This window comes from Chryseobacterium sp. Leaf201 (genome assembly GCF_001421435.1).
Taxonomy (GTDB): domain Bacteria; phylum Bacteroidota; class Bacteroidia; order Flavobacteriales; family Weeksellaceae; genus Chryseobacterium.
Genome location: NZ_LMKA01000113.1, coordinates 1 through 18,408, shown reverse-complemented (window position 1 = coordinate 18,408; position 18,408 = coordinate 1). Strand labels below are relative to the sequence as shown.

The 18,408-nt window shown below is 38.6% G+C and carries 19 protein-coding genes and 1 pseudogene; 6 read left to right on the top strand and 14 right to left on the bottom strand.

Annotation, left to right across the window (positions count from 1 at the left end; translation table 11 throughout):
* The first annotated feature begins 78 nt into the window (after nt 1-78).
* Together ASE55_RS17120 and ASE55_RS17115 are read left to right on the top strand one after the other, a co-directional pair.
* Entirely contained in the window at nt 79-549 is a 471-nt protein-coding gene (locus tag ASE55_RS17120) for an Lrp/AsnC family transcriptional regulator (RefSeq protein WP_027386613.1), read from the top strand.
* Nucleotides 550-621: 72 nt separating this feature from the next.
* Nucleotides 622-999, top strand: coding sequence for a hypothetical protein (locus ASE55_RS17115; protein ID WP_056222507.1), 378 nt, complete (start codon nt 622-624; stop codon nt 997-999).
* Between the two features lie 35 nt (nt 1,000-1,034).
* Here the strand turns inward: ASE55_RS17115 and ASE55_RS17110 are convergent, their stop codons facing one another.
* Together ASE55_RS17110 and ASE55_RS17105 are read right to left on the bottom strand one after the other, a co-directional pair.
* The gene (locus ASE55_RS17110) at nt 1,035-1,769 is read right to left on the bottom strand and encodes a hypothetical protein (RefSeq protein WP_056222504.1); all 735 of its coding nucleotides are present in this window, start codon (nt 1,767-1,769) and stop codon (nt 1,035-1,037) included.
* Nucleotides 1,770-1,814: 45 nt separating this feature from the next.
* Nucleotides 1,815-2,873 carry a T9SS type A sorting domain-containing protein gene (locus tag ASE55_RS17105; protein ID WP_056222503.1) on the bottom strand — a complete coding sequence of 353 codons (1,059 nt, stop codon included), beginning with the start codon at nt 2,871-2,873 and terminating at the stop codon, nt 1,815-1,817.
* A gap of 127 nt (nt 2,874-3,000) precedes the next feature.
* Between ASE55_RS17105 and ASE55_RS17100 the strand changes: the two genes are divergently transcribed.
* The 4 genes and pseudogenes from ASE55_RS17100 to ASE55_RS17085 all read left to right on the top strand — a co-directional run bounded on the left by ASE55_RS17100 (nt 3,001) and on the right by ASE55_RS17085 (nt 5,564).
* Nucleotides 3,001-3,360, top strand: a complete 360-nt coding sequence (locus tag ASE55_RS17100; protein ID WP_157844665.1) for a helix-turn-helix transcriptional regulator — start codon at nt 3,001-3,003, stop codon at nt 3,358-3,360.
* Between the two features lie 234 nt (nt 3,361-3,594).
* A pseudogene (locus ASE55_RS20975) lies at nt 3,595-3,822 on the top strand (bacteriocin-like protein); the annotation flags it as partial.
* A 132-nt stretch (nt 3,823-3,954) separates the two neighbouring features.
* Entirely contained in the window at nt 3,955-4,749 is a 795-nt protein-coding gene (locus ASE55_RS17090) for a hypothetical protein (RefSeq protein WP_128414607.1), read from the top strand.
* A 2-nt stretch (nt 4,750-4,751) separates the two neighbouring features.
* Nucleotides 4,752-5,564 carry a GLPGLI family protein gene (locus tag ASE55_RS17085; RefSeq protein ID WP_056222492.1) on the top strand — a complete coding sequence of 271 codons (813 nt, stop codon included), beginning with the start codon at nt 4,752-4,754 and terminating at the stop codon, nt 5,562-5,564.
* Nucleotides 5,565-5,621: 57 nt separating this feature from the next.
* Here ASE55_RS17085 and ASE55_RS17080 read toward each other — a convergent pair whose 3' ends face one another.
* From ASE55_RS17080 to asnB, 12 genes are all read right to left on the bottom strand, one after another.
* Nucleotides 5,622-6,569, bottom strand: coding sequence for a transketolase family protein (locus tag ASE55_RS17080; RefSeq protein ID WP_056222491.1), 948 nt, complete (start codon nt 6,567-6,569; stop codon nt 5,622-5,624).
* Nucleotides 6,570-6,623: 54 nt separating this feature from the next.
* The gene (locus tag ASE55_RS17075) at nt 6,624-7,475 is read right to left on the bottom strand and encodes a transketolase (RefSeq protein ID WP_056222488.1); all 852 of its coding nucleotides are present in this window, start codon (nt 7,473-7,475) and stop codon (nt 6,624-6,626) included.
* Between the two features lie 166 nt (nt 7,476-7,641).
* Entirely contained in the window at nt 7,642-8,355 is a 714-nt protein-coding gene (locus ASE55_RS17070; protein ID WP_238585078.1) for a GIY-YIG nuclease family protein, read from the bottom strand.
* A gap of 171 nt (nt 8,356-8,526) precedes the next feature.
* Nucleotides 8,527-10,086 (bottom strand): sodium:solute symporter, encoded by a 1,560-nt coding sequence (locus tag ASE55_RS17065; protein WP_056222485.1) that lies wholly within the window; start codon nt 10,084-10,086, stop codon nt 8,527-8,529.
* Between the two features lie 116 nt (nt 10,087-10,202).
* Complete coding sequence (locus tag ASE55_RS17060) at nt 10,203-10,502, bottom strand: GNAT family N-acetyltransferase (RefSeq protein WP_185116303.1); 300 nt, start codon at nt 10,500-10,502, stop codon at nt 10,203-10,205.
* On the bottom strand, nt 10,495-10,902 hold the full coding sequence (locus ASE55_RS17055; RefSeq protein WP_056222482.1) for an OsmC family protein: 408 nt from the start codon (nt 10,900-10,902) through the stop codon (nt 10,495-10,497). The genes ASE55_RS17060 and ASE55_RS17055 overlap by 8 nt, the downstream gene beginning before the upstream one ends.
* On the bottom strand, nt 10,902-11,447 hold the full coding sequence (locus tag ASE55_RS17050) for an NADPH-dependent FMN reductase (protein WP_056222480.1): 546 nt from the start codon (nt 11,445-11,447) through the stop codon (nt 10,902-10,904). The genes ASE55_RS17055 and ASE55_RS17050 overlap by 1 nt, the downstream gene beginning before the upstream one ends.
* Nucleotides 11,448-11,466: 19 nt before the next feature.
* A complete protein-coding gene (locus ASE55_RS17045) occupies nt 11,467-12,369 on the bottom strand; it encodes a pirin family protein (RefSeq protein ID WP_056222477.1) in 903 nt (300 codons plus the stop codon).
* Nucleotides 12,370-12,618: 249 nt separating this feature from the next.
* Nucleotides 12,619-13,740, bottom strand: a complete 1,122-nt coding sequence (locus ASE55_RS17040) for a DUF4236 domain-containing protein (RefSeq protein ID WP_056222475.1) — start codon at nt 13,738-13,740, stop codon at nt 12,619-12,621.
* 336 nt (nt 13,741-14,076) lie between these two features.
* Nucleotides 14,077-15,501 (bottom strand): MFS transporter, encoded by a 1,425-nt coding sequence (locus tag ASE55_RS17035; RefSeq protein ID WP_056222473.1) that lies wholly within the window; start codon nt 15,499-15,501, stop codon nt 14,077-14,079.
* Nucleotides 15,502-15,644: 143 nt separating this feature from the next.
* Complete coding sequence (locus ASE55_RS17030; protein ID WP_056222470.1) at nt 15,645-16,457, bottom strand: hypothetical protein; 813 nt, start codon at nt 16,455-16,457, stop codon at nt 15,645-15,647.
* 212 nt (nt 16,458-16,669) lie between these two features.
* Complete coding sequence (asnB, locus tag ASE55_RS17025) at nt 16,670-18,349, bottom strand: asparagine synthase B (RefSeq protein ID WP_056222467.1); 1,680 nt, start codon at nt 18,347-18,349, stop codon at nt 16,670-16,672.
* Nucleotides 18,350-18,408 lie beyond the last annotated feature (59 nt).

Sequence of the window (18,408 nt, the reverse complement as noted above, 5' to 3'; positions counted from 1 at the left end):
AATTTTTTTAGTTAAATAATTTTTTTTAAATTTGCAAAAAATACATTGATTTTTTAAGAAAACTGTAATTTAATTAATATGAACTATCAACTGGACGAAATAGACAAAAAAATTCTTGATTTCTTAGTAGAAAACACAAGAATGCCGTTTACAGAAATTGCGAAGCAGATGGATGTTTCTGCTGGAACAATTCACGTAAGAGTGAAAAAAATGGAGGATGCAGGTATTATTTTGGGGTCATCTCTTAATATCGATTATGGAAAGCTGGATTATCACTTTACGGCTTTCATCGGAATCCTTTTGACAAAATCAAACCGCACACAGGAGGTTTTAAAAGAGCTTTCAACGCTTCCTAACGTAATCGAAGCCAGCGTTATTTCCGGGAAATACAATATTTTCTGTAAAGTAAAAGCTAAGAATACGGATGATGCAAAAAGAATTATCTATCAGATTGATGATATTCAGGACGTCATGAGAACGGAAAGTATGATTTCCATGGAAGAATACTTAAGTGATAAAAACAGGCTGATCAACGCGATTTCTATCTAATCCGTCACGCCTTAAACGAATTATATAAAAAGAACTTATGAAATTTCTCATAAGTTCTTTATTTTTGTACCTATGGAAGAATACAGCTATTTTGATGAAGATCCGAAAAAAGGATGGGGATTTATCCTGGCATTTGCCGCTTTAATGCTATTTACAATCATGGGGTTCGGGATTGATCTGGACGAATACCTGCAGCATGAATACCTGAATATCCCGAGATGGTATTTCTTCATTATTTTTACCCTTGATGCACTGATGGCCATAAGCCTGGTCCTGATGTTTTTTTACAGGAAAATTGGGATTTTTACCTTCCCCGCATTTCTGGTCCTGCATTTTTTCATGCATAATTATTATCTTTCAACCTTCCTTTATACAGACGTAACCAATCTTTTCCTGTTCACCGGTTTCGGGATGCTGGCGATTATCCCGAAGTGGAAGTTTTTCAGATAAAATATTTCGTTTTCAGATTCTGAAAACGAAATATTTTAAAATATGTAGTACGTTACTTTAATACTTGGGTAGTAAATTTGACCTTTGTAATTAAGCTGATGCACATATTGTTTATCTTCATATTTCCATATATACTGATAACTGGACACATCAGCCTGAATCTTATAAAAAGGGAAATTTAAAAATGCTCCTACCTCATATTGGTTTCTTGTTCCGAATATTAATCCGGCTCCTATATTAGAACTGAGTGTATAACTTTTTTCTCCCAAATTGGTATTTCCATAATTTTCATAGAAAACTGTTCCATCCAACTCATCTTGTGCCTGGCCATTTCCTTTATTCGATACTAAAACATTAGTATTATAATCCGCTCCGAAACTCAGATCAATAAAAGTTGAAAGAGCATTACCGCTAATAACTTTACGGTAGCCTACATATAATGATATACAGTCATATGATTGTCCGATGATTTCCCTGTTTTTAAAAGGAATAGCCGGTTCATTAAGATTATACTCAAATTCAATTTTCTTTCTGGTGTAAAAAACTTCTGCAAAAAGTTTATTGTTTTCATCCATATTTTTTATCAATTTGACACTTAAATTGGCTGTAAAAGGATGTTTAAATGTGAAATGGTTTTTATCTGTTGAGTTACTGTTTCTGTAAATGTTCATACCATAGCCGAAAGATACTCCTAAGGAATAATCGGACTGTGAAAATAAATGATTAGATGAAATCAGCAACAGTAATAAAGAAACACATTTAATTTTCATTTTATGGAATTTCTTGCAAAATAGGCATTTGGTGAGAAATAATTTTTAATTTTTAATGATTTGTTTAACCAATTTTCTTCCATTGCAGTTAACCATTACATAATAATTACCTTTAGGCAGATCTGAAATATCTGTATGGATCCTTTTAATGTCTTTCTCATGTATAATATCATTAAAGATCTCCTTTACTTTTCTACCATTGGTATTGTATAATTCTATCACTGTATTTCCTGTAGATAAATTGTCGGAAAACTCTATGTTGATAAAATCCTTTACTGGATTCGGATGAATATTAAATTTATAGTTATTGGTATCAACAAGAGTGTCTGTTTTTGCTGACATTTTAGCGATGTTTGATTCGGTATCTGGTGCTCCGTCACCATCCATCTGTACAGCCATATCATCTAAGGATATATTTCTGTCAACAGGTACAGTCACAGATAGGTCGTTGAAGGTTACATAGATATCTTTTCCATCATCTACGATTTTAAACTTCTCTTTAACTTCTTCAGTAGCTAAATCGCCGTTAAAATAAATTCCGTTGTCTGTTACTTTAATTTCAAGCTGATGTAATACTTCTGAATCATCCATGGTGGTGTCTTCAACTGAATTCACCAAATCATCATTTGGTTTCCATACAGAAAAACGCATACTGGAATAAAAGCCATTGTTCTTATTTAGTTTTATACTACCTGAAATCCCTGAAAGTCTGATAGCATGTGTATCGTCATCAAAGATTGTAGGGCTCGCTGTCAATTCAGACTCTTCAATATTATTTACAGCATTGGTATCAGGTAAAAAGAACTGATCAAAATTATTAATCACTTCACCTCTTGAACAAATGTTACTGCTTACCTGGCCCTGTTGCCAGAATCCATTAACTCCTCTCGATACTTTTTGAAATACACAGTATTTAATAAGCTGTGAAAAGGAGGTATTACAGTCACTATCGTGATCAATAGCCGGATATCCGGAAAATGTACGTGCCGTGGTAGTGTATTTGTTAGAGTACCAGCGGCATTTTCTTCTTTCATTTGAAGAGTAACCTGCGAATACATTACTTGAAATAAACAGTAATGCAGTAATAAAAATGAATTTTTTCATGTATAATTTATTTAGTTTTATTGTAAATCAAAAATAGAAATTAATTTTCCTTGATCATTTGCAATTTTGATCAAATTTATTGCAAGAATGAGCATTTTCACTATATTTGAAATTAAAACACAAAGCCGTGATAAAGAAGAAACTTTTAGAAAAACGCAGGCAGAAGGATATTACACAGGAAGATTTGGCCTTTAAGTTGGGAATGGATACTTCTTCCTACAATAGAAGAGAAAATGGCATTACAAAGATTTCAAGGAAGGAATGGGAAAAAATAGCAAGAGAATTAAAGGTGCCTGTTGAAGAAATTTATGAGCCTGATGATGGTATTTATGTTATTCAAAATAACAATCCCGAAATAAATGATCCTGATGATCCCTACAAAGCCCTTTCACAATACACATTAGAGGTTTTAAAAAAGTATATCTCTAAATTGGAAGAAGAAAACAGAGAATTGAAAACTGAATTATCATTAGTTAAAAATAAATAAGCCCTCAATTGATGAGGATTTATATTCATTATAGTATAGGGTTTCTCTTAAGCTAAAATTCTCTTCACCGCTTCCTGTACGGGAGCAGAATAAATTGTATAAGATAAAGTGATTATAATATTTGAGTAAAATGAAATAAAATGATTGGTTATCAGGTGTTTAGTATAATAAAATAATTTTATCACAAAAAGAAATAGTTATTATATTTGAACACATTAAAGTAAATAATCATGAAAAACTTTAAAAAAACTCTCAAGAGAGTCACTGAGACATGTTAATGGTGGAGATGAATATAATGGAGAAAGTGGAAAAATTTACGGTGGTGGAGGTGGATGTCACTGTCACGGCTGTGGACCATCACCAAGTTTTCCAACTGGATTTCCACCGAGAGATTTTGATGCAAATAGCCCCTCAGACTGTTGGAGAAAATGTGATAATTATAGATCTTCATGCGGATTGTAAATTGCTGATATTAAATTGAAGTTAAAAAAAACATACAGATACAGTAAGAGGATACTCAGTATTCTCTTATTGTTTTTATTCTTTAAAATTTTCAGTCAGCAGATATCTGTCGAAAACAAACATCTTTATCCTTTGGAAATAAGGTATAAAAATCATGTCGTAAAATTAGATAAGGGAGAAAAAAAAGTACTTACAGATAAGGAAATTGACTTTCTGAATATTGAGTTTGATAACGGACGAAAAATAATAAGTAGGGACATTCCGATTTTACTTAATCCCAATGAATCATTAACGATCAATGTTTCAAACAGCATTGATCAAACCCTTGAGTTTAAAGGTAATAAAGCTGCATTGCATGATTTGGTCATCAACCAGCAACATTATATTCTTTATAAAAATGTAGTTAATTATCAGGATATTCTGAATAAAAATACCAATACCCGACAACTGATCAGTTTTTCCGAGTTTGTCCTGGCTGATTATCTTACTAAAATTAAAAACCTGAATGCATCCCCGGCTGGTACTGAAGATAAAATATACAAACGTGTAGAAGAATATGCAATTAATGATTGGGTTGCCTCAATATATCTTGTTCTTACAGGCCAGAAAACCTTAGATCTTAAAAATAAAGAACTGATCCTGTATTATTATAATAGATATATTAAAAAAGAGATTCCGAATTATCACTGTGAATACAAGGTGCAATACAATATCATCCGGGATTTAATACCCTATACGCGCCAACTGAATATAACTTTTCCAGAATATCCTGTAATTGAAAATACAGAAGAGAATAAGATCATACAATATCTTCCGCAAAGCTGTCAGCGGTTTTACTTCAAAAATAACTATAACTATTTCTATGAAATTGGCAGTCCGAAAAAGGAATATTATAAAGGTGTATTAAGAGAAAAATTCAACAACTGAAAATGAAGAAGAAAATTAACTATCTGCTTTTTTTTATATTTCTGTTTAGCGGGATTTTCTTTGGTTTTTCTCAAAACTACCAGGTGCTTTATAAAGTAAGTTTTCATCCACAGAAAGACAAAACAGATCTCAAAACAGAATACATGCGCTTGGAAACCCTGTCTGAATCTAAAAGTATCTTCTATAATTATATAAATAAGAAAGATTCGATAAACAGTAAAAAAGAAGGTCAGACTCCATATTTAAGGTTTACTGTTATTCGGGAAAATAACAGCTGTAAATATTACGGGAACTTTAATGATCTCTATTTTGTTTTCAATGAGGCTTTAAAAACTGACTGGACAATAAATAATAAGACATCTGAATTTAACGGTTATAAAGTTCAGGAAGCTAAAATAGAGCTGGATGGCAGGCAATGGACTGCTTTATTTGCTCCGGAAGTTCCCATTACTTCAGGACCCTACAAATTCTCAGGTTTACCGGGCTTAATATTAAAGGTATATTCTGAGGACGGAGATTACAGTTTTGAAATGGTTGAGCTTACGGGACATACATCCGAAAGTTATTTCCATTCTTTCCAAGCCGGTAAATATACTGCAGTGAAAAAGAAAAAGGTTGAAAAATTTATTTCCAATTTTTTAAAAGAGCCAGGTGCAAGAAATTTTACTTTACACAATAGTTATGGTGATCAGTTTGACTATAGCTTCAGCGGCCAGAAAGACGGTTCTTACAAAGATATGAACGACTATGTAAAAGGCGTTTTTGAAAAGTACAATAACCCGATTGACAGGAAAACTTATATTCTCATTTTTTAGAACAAACAAAAAAAGCATCCGGTCCGGATGCTTTCAGTTTATATTTCAGAAAGAAATCTATTTCTCTAAAATTCTCTTCACCGCTTCCTGTACAGCAGCAGAATCAATTTTATATTTCTTCATCAGCTCAGCTGGGGTTGCAGATTCTCCGAAGGTATCGTTTACGGCAACAAATTCCTGTCGGGTCGGTCTTTTCCTTGCCAGCATTCCGGCAACGGATTCTCCTAAACCGCCAAGGTAATTGTGTTCTTCAGCCGTTACAATCTTACCTGTTTTTTCTACTGATTTCAAGATGATTTCTTCATCCAGAGGTTTGATGGTGTGGATGTTGATTACCTCACACGAAATACCTTCTTTGGCAAGCTCATCGGCAGCCAAAAGAGATTCCCATACAAGGTGTCCTGTTGCAACAATCGTTACATCAGTTCCTTCCTGTAAAAGGATACCTTTTCCGATTTCGAAAGGCATATCTTCAGGGATGAAAACAGGAACTACCGGTCTTCCGAATCTCAGGTAAACAGGGCCTTCAAAATCTGCAATGGCTAATGTTGCCGCTTTTGTCTGGTTGTAGTCACAAGGGTTGATTACCGTCATGCCCGGAAGCATTTTCATCATACCGATATCTTCAAGAACCTGGTGCGTGGCACCGTCTTCCCCTAAAGTAAGTCCGGCATGGGAAGCACAGATTTTTACATTTTTATTAGAGTAAGCAATAGACTGACGGATCTGGTCATAGACTCTGGAGGTAGAGAAGTTGGCAAAAGTTCCGGTAAAAGGAATTTTACCCGTAATGCTTAAACCTGCTGCAAGGCCCATCATGTTGGCTTCAGCAATTCCTACCTGGTAAAATCTTTCCGGTGCTTTCTCAATAAATTTCTCCATTTTCAGAGAACCGATAAGGTCTGCACAAAGTGCAACAACATTAGGGTTTTTATCTGCCAATTCAGCTAATCCTGCCCCGAATCCTGAACGGGTATCTTTTTTTTCAGTATATGTAAATTTCATTTTTTTCTAATTATTAATTAAGATTACTTATTACCAATTACTTATTACGTATAATTAATAATCAGCAGGAGCTTCTAAGTATAATTGCTTGAATGCCGTATCCAGTTGCTCGTCATTAGGCGCTTTTCCGTGCCATGAGTGAGATCCCATCATATAATCTACCCCGAATCCCATTTCTGTATGAAGAATAATTACTACAGGCTTTCCTTTTCCGGTTTCCGTTTTTGCTTTTTCCAGCATGGCAATAACCGCTTCAAGGTCGTTTCCGTTTTTCTCTTCCAGAACAATCCATCCGAAAGCCTCAAGTTTTGCGTGAAGGTTTCCTAAGCTTAATACATCATCCGTATCACCGTCAATCTGGCGTCCGTTATAATCTATGGTAGAAATAATGTTGTCTACCTTTTTAGCGGCAGCGTACATCAGAGCTTCCCAAACCTGTCCTTCCTGCAGTTCACCGTCACCATGCAGCGTATATACCAAAGAGTTGTCTCCGTCTAATTTTTTCCCTTCCGCTACACCAAGAGCTACAGAAAGCCCCTGACCGAGAGATCCTGAAGCAATTCTTATCCCCGGAAGCCCTTCATGGGTGGTAGGGTGGCCCTGCAGTCTGGAATCCAGCTTTCTGAAGGTTTTCAGTTCGTCAACCGGAAAGAAGCCGAATCTGGCCAGAGTAGAATAGAATACCGGAGAAATATGTCCGTTGGAAAGATAGAAATGATCTTCATTTTTACCTTCCATTGTAAAAGAAAGGTTGTAATTCATCACTTTTCCGTATAGTGCCGTAAAATATTCCGTACAGCCTAAACTTCCGCCCGGGTGGCCGGAATTAACAGCATGAACCATTCTTAAAATGTCTCTTCTGATTTGTGTAGTAAGAGATTTCAACTCTTCAATACTTTTACCCATTATTATAAGATTTATTTGCCCTGCGAATTTACAATTTTTTGCCGTCTTACGGAAATGTAAAATCCGGACTGGAAATCCGGATTTTTTGTAATTCATAATATATCAGTAGGATCGGAATTTATCACAATAAAACTGATCATCAGATCTGCTTATAATATAAGTTGAATTATATGGTTTCTAAACTTTTCAAAATTCTTCCGTCTGAAGTTTTCCATTCTGTAAGTCCATTTGCATTTCTTCCCATCACTATTGCTGCTGCATAAGAAGGACTTGAAAAAATAAAATCTTCAGTAAATTGATTGTTAATGATAATTTCTTTTTTCAGTAACTCATCTCGAAAATTTTTAAATGAATTAGATAATGAAGGAGTTACTGATTCTGCTACTTTTGAACCTTTTAAAACTAAAAAGCCTTCTGAAGTCTGTTCACCCATTGCTTCACATCCTCTTACAGAATTTATATATAAAATTTCTTTGGATTTTGTTGAAGAAGAAAACTCTCTTTTGTCTTCAAAAACTTTATGCCCAAGTGTATTCACTAATAGTAAAACATAATTCAGGAACTCCTCCATTTCTGCACGGTCAGATTCCGAAATAGATGACTGTGTAGGAATGCATCCGTTTTCTAAAAGATATCTGTTGGTTTGTTTTGCAATTTCATGAAGCCTATTTTCAAGATATTTAATATGAGCCTTGTTAAGATTTTCATCCTTACTTGTAAAAATAATTGCTTCATTCCAGAAATCCTTTGCTGATAAATGTTGATTCAGTCTGACAAAAACATTTTCTGCTTCTCCGATATATACCAAATCTTTATTATCATCATTTTTCCCAATAGTAAATAGATTCCTGTTGACATTAAATCTTTTCTGTCTACACAATCTTTTATTTTAATCCTCGGAATTTTATAGGCTTTTCCTGTCCAGTTAGATAATTCACAGGACATTCTTCCATTCGGATCTCCATCTATCAGAAATATTTTTATCGTTTTGCCAAAAGCCATTTGTATTTATATAATGATTATTAATTGCTTATTTTAAAATGTTTTTGATTTAAACCAGTTTCAGATACTGTTTGTTTTTCACCAGCCACAAACCCATAAACGTAAGCAGCCCGTTAAGGACAATCAGTTCAACACCTATGCGGTAATCCGTGTAATTTGTAACCAGGAAGTTGATCAGATAGGTGAGGAGAGGAGCGAAAAGGGTAACGGCAAGAATTGCATATTTTTTTGAGATCTGGAATCTGGTGAAAATCCCGAATGCAAAAAGCCCTAAAAGCGGTCCGTAGGTATAGCCTGCAATTTCCATGATGAGGTAAACAATGGATTTGTCATTCATCGCTTTGAAAACCATGATCAGGATGAAGAAAACAACGGTGAACGTCAGATGCACTTTCATACGAAGGTGCTTTTTCTCTTTTTCCGTTTTGTTTTTGTCTTCATTTAAGTTTAACAGGTCGACACAATAGGAACTGGTAACCGCTGTTAAAGCACCGTCCGCGGAAGGGAATAAAGCGGAGATCAGCCCGATGATAAAAATAACGGAGATCACCATCGGAAAATAACCCTGAAGCGACAGTGCCGGGAATAAATCGTCTCCCATGATGTTTTTAATGTTTCCGGCAGCATCTTTAAAGCCGAAAATATTGGTCATTGTTTCCCCGTTGATCTGTCCGTATTCTGCGCCGTTTTGCAGGGCAAACAGATACAGCAGGCCTCCCAGAAATAAAAAAGCCAGGTTGACAAATAGCAGCGTTCCTGCAAAGGTCAGCATGTTTTTCTTTGAGTTTGCAAGGCTGTCAACAGAAATATTCTTCTGCATCATTTCCTGATCCAGGCCGGTCATGGCAATGGTAATGAAAATACCGCCTAAAATGGTCTTAAGGAAAAATGTTTTGGAATTAGGGTCGAAATTGATAAAATGCGTATAATTTTTCTGTTCTAAAATCGTGTAGGCCTCTCCAAACGACAGGTTCAGGTTCGATAAAATATAAACGATACAGGCAATCAGGCTGATGATCATGAAAGAAGTCTGTAATGTGTCGGTAATAACAATCGTTTTTACACCTCCTTCAAAAGTATACAGAAGAACCATCAGTAAAAGCACGGCTGCAGTCACCCAGAACGGAACACCAAGTCCTTCTAACAGGAAAATCTGTAAAACATTCACCACCAGGTACAGCCTCGCCGTGGCACCGATGGCCCTTGAAATAATAAAAAAGATAGAACCGATCTTATGCGCTTCCACATTAAACCTTTTTCCCAGATAGGTATAAATTGAGGTAAGGTTCATCTTATAATAGAGCGGAAGCAGGATGGCGGCAACAATAAAATACCCGATGAAAAAACCGATCACCATCATATAATATTCAAAACCTCCGTAAATGTATTCGCTTCCGGTCATCTTCCCGACGGTTCCGGGTACGGAAATAAAGGTTACGCCGCTTAAGCTGGTCCCGATCATCCCGAAGGCAACCAGCCACCACTTGCTTTTTTTATTGCCGATAAAAAAAGACTGGTTATCAGAATTTCGGCTGGTGAAATAAGAAATCACCAAAAGACCGGTGAAATAAATAAAAACAAAAAGCAAAAGGGTAGTTCCGGGATTCATTCTTCAATTTAATTTCAGCAAATATAGTTTTTTTCTCTTCTGCTGAAAAAGAAAAAACCTTGCGGCTTTATACCGGAAGGTTTATGTTTTAAAGTGAGGATTAATGTTAATCTGAATCAGGCCTGTGTCTTGTTCACCAAAACATCCTGCAGTTCCTCATGTTTCTGGAAGGTTGCTTTTGCAAACGGGCAGAGCGGGATGATGGCTTTATTGTTTTTTCTGGCAAAATCTACTGCTGCCATCAGCATTTCTTTGCCTACGCCTTTTCCGTTATACGCTGCTTCCACTTCAGTGTGGTCAATAATAAACCGGTCTTCTCCGGCCCAGGTATACGTCATTAAACCTGCGGGGTTGCCGTCTGAGGAGGCTTTAAAGCTTCCGCGTTTCTCGTCGTTGCTGTGTTGTATCTCAATCATATGTTGAAAATTTGGTTAATATTTCTATTTCGTTGGTGAGTATTTTGTGAACCGGGCAGGCATCGGCAATGGCTCGGAGCCTCTTTATCTGTTCGTCGTCAGGACTAATGCCTTCAAAGCTGACTGTTCTTTTAAAAATGGTCCTTTTCGTCAGGGGAAAATGTTCCATTTCCACTTCTATGTTTATTTTTTCAATATTCCATCCTTTCCTGTCAATGTACATTCTTAACGTGGCCGCCGTACAGCTTGCCAGGGAAGTAGCCATGATTTCAAAAGGGTTGAAGCCTTTGTTGCCTCCGCCTTTATCCACCGGCTCGTCCGTGATCAGCGTATTTTCGCCTGCGGTGACTTCCGTGTAGTAGTTTTCTTTTCCTAAACTTGCCTTTACCGTTACTGTCATTATTTATCAGGATTGGTTTTGATCCGGTTTCTAAAATTAGCAATTTTATCCTTAACCTCTTCCAGCATTTCAGGATTTATGATGCCGCTCTCCAGGTCAAAGTTTTCGTAAAACTTAGGAAGCGAAAAAGTATCCTGAACATCTGCCCCGAATTGCGGAAAGAATGTCTTCGCTGTATTCATTACATTCCCGCCGCCGTAACCGCCCGGTGAAGTTGACATCAGGAACATAGGTTTATCCTGGAAAACTTTTACGTTGATCCTCGAAGCCCAGTCGAAAATGTTTTTGAAGGCTGCAGTATACGACCGGTTGTGCTCTGCCAGGGAACAGATGATGGCACCGCACTCTTCAATATGTTTTAAAAACCGGTGTGCTTCATCGGGAAACCCTTTCTTTTCGCGGTCTACGGAAAAAACAGGCATATCGAAATCATTGAGATCGATCAGGCTGATGTCTGCGTCCTGAAAATCTTTCAACACAAATTTAACCAGTTTCTTATTAATGGATGTGGAAGAAGTACTTCCTGCAAATGCTAATATCTTCATCGTTTATTTTAATTAAAGCTTACGGTTTGCGGTTCAGGATGGCTTTCGGAAGCGGTACATAATCATTTTCGTCACCGGGAACAAGCGGGAATGCTTCATGATTCTGGTCATTCCAGTTTACTTTTGCCTGTTCAATCATTTCTCTGTCTGAATTTACGAAATTCCAGAATATAAAGCGCTCTTCATCAAAAGGCTCGCCACCGAAAAGGTAAACAGTGCCGTTTTCACTCATATCGAATTCGCACAACTGCGTGTTTTTGGCAATCAGCAGCTGTTTGGAACCGTAAGAATTTCCGTCAGTAGTAACCGTTCCGTCCAGCACATACATGGCAGCTTCGCCATACAGGTCTTTCCCGATACTGATCTTTCCGGCTTCTTTGGTTTTGATTTCAATAAAAAACAGTTTACTGTGGACCGGAACCGGAGATTTTCTCCCGAATGCTTCTCCTGCAATTAATTTATACCGGATGCCGTCTTCTTCCCAAGCCGGGATTTCACTGGATTCAATATGGTGGAAAGAAGGTTCACTCTGTTCCAGGTGTTTCGGAAGGCCTACCCAGATCTGGAATCCGTGGAGCCTTTTATCGGAATGCCTTAGATATTCAGGAGTCCTTTCGGAATGCACCACGCCTTTTCCGGCAGTCATCCAGTTAACGGCACCGGGCTGGATTTCAATAGCGCTTCCGATGCTGTCTCTGTGGAAAATAGATCCTTCCAGAAGATACGTCAGGGTAGAAAGCCCGATATGCGGATGCGGAGGAACATCAAGGTTCTGATAATCCTTAAGGTCGGCAGGTCCCATGTGATCAATAAAAACAAAAGGCCCGACCGCTCTTTTTTCGCGGAACGGCAGCAGTCTGCCTACCAGGAAGTTTCCGATATCTGCTGATTTTTCTTCAATAATGAGTCCGATATTTGACATATAATGAGGGTTTTATTTTTAATGTGCTGTTCTTATTCTGAAACTGATGTTGCGTGATAAAAGTAAGAAAAAAGAACAATTAAAACTTAAACGGAATCTTAATAGGTCTTTTTGCATGCTGTTGGTTTATCTTTAAGCAAATGTACTGCGGCTTATGGTACGGTGCATTGATGTTTGGTAAGTATTGCATTTATATAAAAAAGCAGCCTCCACTATTCTGTGAAGACTGCTTTATAAATGTTGGTGATCTTATCTGAATTCAGACTGGAATTCTTTGAAAGCCTGCCCGAATTTTTCTGTTGATTCATAATTGCTTAATTCATATTCTTCCGGAAGCCCTGTTCTGGTGGTTAGCCTGATGTGCCCGTACCGGACAATCGGGATCTGGTAATTATTTTTGAACCTTTTGTCGCGGGTGCCGTTTTTATTAACCTTAGCCCACGTCTGTCCGATAACTTTAGAGTCTGCCGGAACCGGGGATGTTTCTGTGAAACGGGTATGCGTACACTGGAAGTTTACCTCATTGATCCCGATAATGGCAAAGCTGGTTTCATTGGTGTACATAACGATGAATGCAGGGTAAATATAAAGATCAGGGCCATTGGCATTTTTAAGGTACAGTGCCTGGTAATCTGACTGTATATACGGAAGGGATTTTAAGGCGAAATGAACTTCCCGCCTGTTTACTACGGTGCTGGCGGAAGAACGTGCAGCCACCCTGTCCTGGAAATGAGCACTGGTGATATCCCATATTTTGTGTGAAGCAGCAAGCTGCCTGAACGCTTCGTAAAGGTTTTCAAACTTTCTCCTGATCTCAGGATCGAAATCAATGTCAAGATTAACATAGCATTTGTCAATCAGGTCTTTTGTCTGGCTGATGGCGTTTTCCTGGGCTTTAATATCACGATCCGAATTCTGCGGGATCTTTTTATTAATCAGCCCGTACAGGAGGACATAACTCAGTATTTTTTTGGTTTTTGTTACCGAAAGCGTTTTTTTAATTTTGTTGAGGTCAGCCGATAATTCATTTTTCTGCTGTTGGGCAAGAATAATGGCTTCTTTGATGCCCTGCATATTCTGGCTGGTAATTTCATGAATGTCTGCACTGAAAATATTTCCGTCAGAAAAATCAGGTTCATCTACAGGAACTTCCGGTACAGTAAAGGCAGGAACAGGCGCAGGTTGTGGCGGATTAGTATGCAGTTTATAACGGTTTGAAAACCCGGAGACATTGGTGCTCACTGCAGTTCCTGATCCGCTGAAATTAATGCTTGCCCCTTTTATCCCGATTGAGGTAGATATTCCCTTTTTACTGAAATTAAGATGAACTCCCGGTATCACTTTGATTCTTTTTCTGTAACTCCAAGCCATGATATTGTTTTTAGATTTAATTTACAGTCAAAAATAGCAACCTCCGTCGTTATTGTTTTACGGATTCCCGTAATTAGGGTCTGGAATTCAGATTTTAGGATGTCATTTCTATGAAGATTAATTGGCTATTTAAGCTTGAAAAATACTGGGTTTATTGTTTTAAATCTCTGTAAGAATATAATGGGTGATTTGAACAACTACCGGTCTCCAGCCTAGCCGTGATTGAACGGCCTGTCTGAGCTCTTTTTACAGAAACGGAAAAAGGAGGGCGTAAAAAAGCGAGTAGTAAAAGCGCGAAACAGCTCCTGAAAATAAAAAAATAGCGTTTGTAATTTACTAATTTTCTTTCGATCTCATGTTTTTCCCATCTGAAATGTGAAGCCTGCGGAACACAAATCCGGAAATGATGGTTAACATTCCTACTGTTAAGAAGGTGTACCGGAACGCATTGTGGATTTCACCCCTGACAAGGTCTGTGTTTTCAAATATTTTTAAAACAATAAGCCCGAATGCAATCCCGAACCCGATGGCAAGCTGCTGGTTGACAGAGATGAGTGAGTTTCCGCTGCTGGTCTGGAAGTTCCGGAGATCGGCAATGGAAATGGTATTCATTGAAGTGAACTGGATGGAGTTGAAGAATCCTAAAACCGCAATAATCGGGATGAACCAATACAGGGAAGTATGGATGTCCGGAATGGCTAAAAGACAGATCAATGTCCCGATGATAAAGGTGTTGACCATTAATGTCTGCCGGTAACCGAACAGGTCCAGGATTTTGATCACATAGGATTTCCCGAACATGGCGGTAAGAGCCATCGGCGCAATAATCCAGCCGGAAGTAACAGCCGACTGTTTATAGGCAATCTGAATCATCAGCGGCAACAGTAACGGAACCGAACTGATCCCCAGTCTTGTGGCCAGGTTTCCGATGATTCCTACCCTGAAAGTCCTTACCTGAAATAAATTCAACGGAAATATGGGGCTGTCATCCGTCTTGGCATGTTTGTAATAATAGTACAGAAACAGGAATCCGAGAATGAAAACGATCAGGACCGGCGTGATGTTCTGGATATTCCCGAAGAGTTCCAGGGCAATCGAAAGCAGGAGGGAAGCTGCTGCGAAAATAAGGAATCCTTTAAGGTCAAATTCTGCACCGGCAGATTTGTAGTTAGGCATAAATTTAACTCCAAGGACAATTCCCAGGATGCCGATAGGGATATTGATCAGGAAAATCCAGTGCCAGGAAAGGTAATCTACCATATAACCTCCCACCAGGGGCCCTAAGACAGGCCCGATCAGTGCAGGAATAATGGCGAAGTTCATGGCCTTTAAAAGTTCATTTTTATCAAAAGTCTTGATCAGGGCTAATTTACCTACCGGCGTCATAAGGCTTCCCCCGACTCCCTGAATAACACGGGCAATCACCAGCTGGGTAAGGTTTTGGGATACGGCACAAAACAAAGACCCGAGGCTGAAAAGGATTAAGGAGAAAATAAACACTTTTTTTGTCCCGAAACGGTCTGCCAGGAATCCGCTTGCCGGCATAAAAACCGCCAGGGTAAGCACATAACTGATAATGGCGTTCTGCATGTTAAGTGGCGACTCATTCAGGTCTCTTGCAATGGACGGCAGGGAAGTGTTGAGGATGGTAGAATCCAGCATCTGCATGAAAATGGCAGTGGCAAGAATCAGCGGGAGTATTTTTTTTATCCGATCAGATGGGGGTAATGATTGTTGTGGTGATGAAACTATTTCTGACATATGCTTTTCACCGGAGGTCCAATGCTCCGGATTTTATTTAAGTTCAGGGAATAAGATAACCGTTTTTTAAAAGCAATATTTATTCCTTTAACCCTGAAATGGGTATAAAAATAAAGTCCTGTGAATTTTCACAGGACTTTATTTTATTTTCTCGGTTTTTCAACACCTTTCCATTCGTCGCCGGCTTTTCGGTACTGGCTCAGTTCGAACTCTTTAAAATCTTTCGTTTTATATTCGATGTTATCCGTATTCTGTTCAAACGGCATGATGTAGTAATAGTCTGCATCTGTCTTGTCCGTTTTGGTCCCTTTTTTTACGGAAGGTACATATTTCGTAAACTTGAATCCCGGAAGGTACTGCTTCAGCCTTGTATAGAAATATTTGTTTTCTTTTTCTTCAGGAATGATGTCTACAATATTGAAATCATCTTTCGCTTTGTTGATCCACAGGTAATAGGTTTTGTCTTCGCCTGTATTCCTGTTCACTGAATTGAAGGCGAACAGTTCTTTCGGAACCAGTTCCTTGATCTTTTCCGGGTCAACTTTTGTGTAATATTCACCTTTTAACGGATCAACATACGTCTCCAGATTGTACATCAGCACGGAGTTGTTATCCAGGTTTTTATTTTTAAAATACTGGTTTAAGGATAATTCTGCCGTTTCTCTCAGCTCTTTTCCTCTTGCGTCCAGTTTTTTAGTCAGGTTCTGAGGGTTTACTTTTTTTACAAATTCATATAAGACCTTTGGCTTTATGTCTTTCAGGTGAGGGTAGGTTTTCAGCTGCTCAGCTTTTACCAGCCAGTAGTACTGCTGATAAAAATCGTCTTTCTCAGCATCCTTCACACTTTTATACGTCATTGCAAGTTTTTTGGAGCTAAGATATTTGCCGAATTTCCCCTGTCCGAAAGCAAAAGTCATGGATAATAAAGCAAATAAGATAGTAATGTTTCTTCTCATTTTTTTATAATTGATATTTTCGTTTTCCAAATATAATTATTTATTAGATAATATTTTTGATTAACGGTTAAATTCTGACAATATTATTAACGTTAATTCAAAAGAAAATCCTGTATCACTACAGGATTGATAAATTTCTTGGTACAGAGCGGGTTGCGGGGCCTGAAATAAGTTTTAAATAATACTTGATTCAAGCGGTTGCCGCTTTATAATTATCCTTCTTCACTGTAGGATGTTTCGTGTACTTTTACCGCTCTTCCGCTCGGGTCGTTCATATTTCTGAATGCTTCGTCCCATTCCAGAGCAATCGGTGTCGAACAGGCTACCGAAGGTACGGAAGGCACTGTTGCTGCCGCTGTTTCGCTCGGGAAATGTCCCTCAAAAATAGTCCTGTACCGGTATTCTTCTTTATTCTGAGGTGTGTTTAAAGGAAACCTGAACTTTGCACTGGCCATCATTTCATCGGTCACTTCTTTTTCAGCAACTTCCTTCAGCGTATCGATCCACGAGTAACCGACACCGTCCGAGAACTGCTCTTTCTGTCTCCAGACAATAGATTCGGGAAGGATGTCTTCAAAGGCTTTTCTCAGTACCCATTTCTCAATTTTCCCTTCCGTCTTGCTGATCATTTTATCTTTCGGGTTGAGGGTCATCGCAATATCCATAAATTCCTTGTCAAGGAAAGGAACACGGCCCTCGATTCCCCAGCTCATCAGGGCTTTGTTGGCTCTCAGGCAGTCATAGAGATGGAGTTTTCCCAATTTCCTTACGGTTTCATCATGGAATTCTTTGGCGTCCGGAGCTTTATGGAAATACAGGTATCCGCCGAACAGCTCATCCGCACCTTCCCCCGAAAGCACCATTTTTATTCCCATTGATTTAATAACTCTTGCCAGAAGATACATAGGTGTGGAAGCCCTGACGGTTGTCACATCATATGTTTCCAGGTGATAAATGACGTCACGGACAGCATCCAGGCCTTCCTGAACAGTGAAGTTGACTTCATGGTGAACCGATCCGATAAATTCCGCCGCTTTCCGGGCAGCTGCCAGATCCGGTGAACCCACTAAGCCCACTGCGAAACTGTGCAGTCTCGGGTACCAGGCTTCCTGCGTATCGCCGCTTTCCACTCTCTGTCTTGCAAATTTTGCCGTGATGGCGGAGATAACAGAAGAATCCAGTCCGCCTGACAGTAAAACGCCGTAAGGGACATCGCTCATCAGCTGTCTGTGAACGGCATCTTCCAGGCCCTTCCTGATTTTTGCAATATCAGTTTCATTGTCTTTTACATGATCGAAACTTTCCCAGTCCCTTTTGTACCACTGCTGAAGGCTGCTGCCGTCTTCACTGTAGACGAAATGCCCGGGAAGGAAGGTTTCAATGGTTTTGCAGACGCCTTCCAGCGCCTTGAGCTCTGAGGCTACATAATAGTTTCCGCTCCTGTCCCATCCCTGGTAAAGCGGGCAGATTCCCATGTGGTCACGGGCAATAAGGTAAACGTTGCTTTCAGTATCATAGAGGGAGAACGCAAAAATACCGTTCAGTTTTTCGATGAAGTTCTTTCCGTATTTCAGGTAAAGGGGGAGGATCACCTCGCAGTCAGACTGGGTCTGGAATTCATAATCCGGAAACTCTTCTTTCAGTTCCCTATGGTTATAAATTTCTCCGTTTACGGCCAGGACTATTTTTCCGTCTTTTGAGAATAGCGGCTGCTTTCCTGAAGTAGGATCTACAATGGCAAGCCTTTCGTGAGAAAAAACCACGTTTTCATCTTGAAATACTCCGCTCCAGTCCGGGCCCCGATGTCGGATTTTTTTAGACATTTCCAAGACCTGCGGCCTTAGTATTTCGGTTTTCTGTTTGGCATCAAACAAGCATACAATTCCACACATTTCATTAATTATTTTAAACAAAATTATATTTAAGGTTTAAAATAAACAACTAAAATTTT

Bases quoted from the DNA above. Each gene is read 5' to 3' on its own strand.
- ASE55_RS17120 (WP_027386613.1), top strand. From the start codon at position 79: ATGAACTATCAACTGGACGAAATAGACAAAAAAATTCTTGATTTCTTA.
- ASE55_RS17115 (WP_056222507.1), top strand. From the start codon at position 622: ATGGAAGAATACAGCTATTTTGATGAAGATCCGAAAAAAGGATGGGGA.
- ASE55_RS17110 (WP_056222504.1), bottom strand. From the start codon at position 1,769: ATGAAAATTAAATGTGTTTCTTTATTACTGTTGCTGATTTCATCTAAT.
- ASE55_RS17105 (WP_056222503.1), bottom strand. From the start codon at position 2,873: ATGAAAAAATTCATTTTTATTACTGCATTACTGTTTATTTCAAGTAAT.
- ASE55_RS17085 (WP_056222492.1), top strand. From the start codon at position 4,752: ATGAAGAAGAAAATTAACTATCTGCTTTTTTTTATATTTCTGTTTAGC.
- ASE55_RS17080 (WP_056222491.1), bottom strand. From the start codon at position 6,569: ATGAAATTTACATATACTGAAAAAAAAGATACCCGTTCAGGATTCGGG.
- ASE55_RS17075 (WP_056222488.1), bottom strand. From the start codon at position 7,475: ATGGGTAAAAGTATTGAAGAGTTGAAATCTCTTACTACACAAATCAGA.
- ASE55_RS17065 (WP_056222485.1), bottom strand. From the start codon at position 10,086: ATGAATCCCGGAACTACCCTTTTGCTTTTTGTTTTTATTTATTTCACC.
- ASE55_RS17060 (WP_185116303.1), bottom strand. From the start codon at position 10,502: ATGATTGAGATACAACACAGCAACGACGAGAAACGCGGAAGCTTTAAA.
- ASE55_RS17055 (WP_056222482.1), bottom strand. From the start codon at position 10,902: ATGACAGTAACGGTAAAGGCAAGTTTAGGAAAAGAAAACTACTACACG.
- ASE55_RS17050 (WP_056222480.1), bottom strand. From the start codon at position 11,447: ATGAAGATATTAGCATTTGCAGGAAGTACTTCTTCCACATCCATTAAT.
- ASE55_RS17045 (WP_056222477.1), bottom strand. From the start codon at position 12,369: ATGTCAAATATCGGACTCATTATTGAAGAAAAATCAGCAGATATCGGA.
- ASE55_RS17040 (WP_056222475.1), bottom strand. From the start codon at position 13,740: ATGGCTTGGAGTTACAGAAAAAGAATCAAAGTGATACCGGGAGTTCAT.
- ASE55_RS17035 (WP_056222473.1), bottom strand. From the start codon at position 15,501: ATGTCAGAAATAGTTTCATCACCACAACAATCATTACCCCCATCTGAT.
- ASE55_RS17030 (WP_056222470.1), bottom strand. From the start codon at position 16,457: ATGAGAAGAAACATTACTATCTTATTTGCTTTATTATCCATGACTTTT.
- asnB (WP_056222467.1), bottom strand. From the start codon at position 18,349: ATGTGTGGAATTGTATGCTTGTTTGATGCCAAACAGAAAACCGAAATA.